Origin of the sequence: Bacillus sp. JJ1764, assembly GCF_036962145.1 — a bacterium.
Lineage (GTDB): Bacteria > Bacillota > Bacilli > Bacillales > Cytobacillaceae > Neobacillus.
In genome coordinates this window covers 1-2,614 of record NZ_JBALNY010000094.1, presented here as the reverse complement: position 1 = coordinate 2,614, position 2,614 = coordinate 1, and the positions used below count along the sequence as shown (strand labels likewise).

1 protein-coding gene and 1 pseudogene are annotated in these 2,614 nt (G+C 43.3%); one reads left to right on the top strand and one right to left on the bottom strand.

The genetic code is table 11. The annotated features are described in order from the left end of the window. Positions 1-1,046: pseudogene (locus tag V7083_RS13865) on the top strand (multidrug effflux MFS transporter); the annotation flags it as partial. Between the two features lie 198 nt (positions 1,047-1,244). Here V7083_RS13865 and V7083_RS13860 read toward each other — a convergent pair. Further along, a partial coding sequence (locus V7083_RS13860) for an amino acid permease (protein ID WP_335478711.1) occupies positions 1,245-2,614 on the bottom strand: 1,370 nt, incomplete at its 5' end.

Genomic DNA, 2,614 nt, shown 5'->3' with positions numbered 1-2,614 from the left:
GGCAATTAATCATCGGACCTATGAGTGACGTGAAAGGCCGGCGCCAACCATTATTGTTCTTTATCGGCTTGTACCTCCTTGCTTCGTTAACATGCTCGTTTGCACCCAATATCTATTTTTTAATTATCTCAAGGTTAGTCCAGGGCTTTGCTGCCTCAGGGGGACTAGTGATCTCTAGGGCAATTGTACGGGATCTCTTTAGCGGCAGGGAATTGACCAAATTTTTTACCATGATGGTCTTAGTGGGAAACCTCGGTCCGATCGTTGCACCGATAGTGGGGGGAGCCATTCTTAAATTTACATCCTGGCATGGGGTGTTCCTAGCATTGGCATGTATTGGACTTGTGTTAATCTTAACCGTATCTTTAAAACTGGAAGAAACACTGCCAAGAGAAAAACGAATCCCTAGTAACTTACCGCAAATTGTGAGTAATTTTGGTTCTTTATTTAAGGACCGTACGTTCATGGGGTATGCTCTGACCCAGGGATTTACCACTGCTGGAATCTTTGCGTATGTTTCCGGGATCCCTTTTGTCTATCAGAATATTTACGGGGTGACTCCTCAACAATTTAGTCTATTGTTTGGGGTAAATGGGTTGGCTTTAATTATTGGCAGCCAGTTAGTGGGCCGATTGGCGGACATCATCCCGGAGCGGACCTTCTTAAAGATTGGGTTAGCGATCTCCAATTTGTCAGGTGCACTATTGTTGATAGCCCTCCTTTTAAAAGCACCTCTTATCCTTGTCGCCATTCCGATATTCTTTTTTGTATCTTCAATCAGTATGATCGGTACCACGTCTTTTGCATTGGCAATTGAAACGCAGGGACATATTGCGGGAAGTGCCTCAGCATTATTGGGATTATTGCCTTTTGTACTAGGTTCAATTTCTGCTCCGCTTGTTGGAATCGCAGGAGCGTATTCAGGAGTTCCAATGGGTGTCGTTATCTTTTGCACCAGCTTACTTGCCTTACTGTCCCATTTTGTTTTTGTACAAAGAGCTTCAGTCAGGAATCAAAGTCCTAAACATACGTTTGACATCAAATAAAATAATCAAAATGATCAAGTTTAAGGAGAACACATTGCGTAAACCGTAAATGCGTTCTCCTTTTTCATTAAAAAAATGATGAATGGGGAAATGGATTCAGAGCTTTGTGACATAGGTTTTCTCTTAAAATCCATCTTCCCACTTAAGGTATTCACACTTCACAAACTTTATCTATGGAAGGTTTTCAGTTACCCCATCCTATTGTTGGCCATCTCGGCGAAAGTCACATTGATGGAGTGGGATCAACTTTGTTTTCTTTTTAAATTTATAGCTAAGCCAGACGACGAGGAATAGCGGCAGCCCGATATAGGAGATGAGGGCACCATTCCAGTCGATGGTTTCGCTCGTGAAAGCGCTGTAATTTTGTCCCAAGATAACGAATGTGCAAAGGGCAATGGCAAAAAGTGGTCCGAATGGAAACCATTTCGCCCGATATGGAAGGTCGCGTAGATCATAGCCTTGGGCTATATAGGCACGACGAAAACGGTAATGGCTGATAACGATTCCAAGCCAGGCGATAAATCCAGACATACCTGAGGCATTTAATAGCCAAATATAGACAGCACCATCCCCAAAGAAAGAAGCAAGAAAAGCAAGTGTCCCAACTGAAGCGGTTATGACTAAGGCCGCAACCGGTACCCCGCGATGATCTAGCTTCGCTAAAAACTTTGGAGCTTTTCCTTCTCTCGCTAAATCCCATAGCATCCGAGTTGAAGCATACAGACCAGAACTCCCTGCTGACAGAACAGATGTTAAAATGATCGCGTTCATGACTGAAGCCGCAAAAGCAATCCCTGCCTGCTTAAATACTAGAGTGAAGGGACTTACGGCAACATTATCACTTCCGAGACTCTCGGTTGTAAACGGTATCAATAAACCGATAACAAGAATAGCCAAAATGTAGAATAATAAGATCCGCCAAAATACTTGTTTTACAGCTTTAGGGATGGCTTTTGATGGATTATCTGTTTCTCCGGCGGCTACTCCAAAAAGCTCTGTTCCTTGGAAGGAATATCCGGCAGCCATAAAGATCCCGAGAATCGTCATAAACCCGCCATGGAAAGGTCCATCCGCAATCGTAAAGTTTTTAAACCCAATATACTCTCCGCCGAGAATCCCAAAAATCATCAGAACACCAATGATGAGAAACACGATGACGGCAGCTACTTTAATCATGGAAAACCAATATTCTGATTCACCAAACCCTTTTACAGAAAGATAGTTTAGGAGAAAAATAATCGTTAGACACAACCCGCTCCAAAGGAAGGAAGGGGTATCCGGAAACCAAAACTTCATAATCAATGCCACAGCTGTTAATTCCGATGCAATCGTAATCGCCCAGTTATACCAATAGTTCCACCCGAGTGCAAACCCGAGAGAGGGATCAACAAAACGAGTAGCATACGTACTAAAGGAACCTGCGACAGGTAAAAAGGTCGCCATTTCTGCCAAGCTGATCATAACAAAATAGACCATAATCCCAATTAATCCATACGTCAGAATGGCTCCCCCTGGTCCAGCTGTATGAACCATGCTTCCACTTGCAAGAAATAGACCTGTTCCAATCG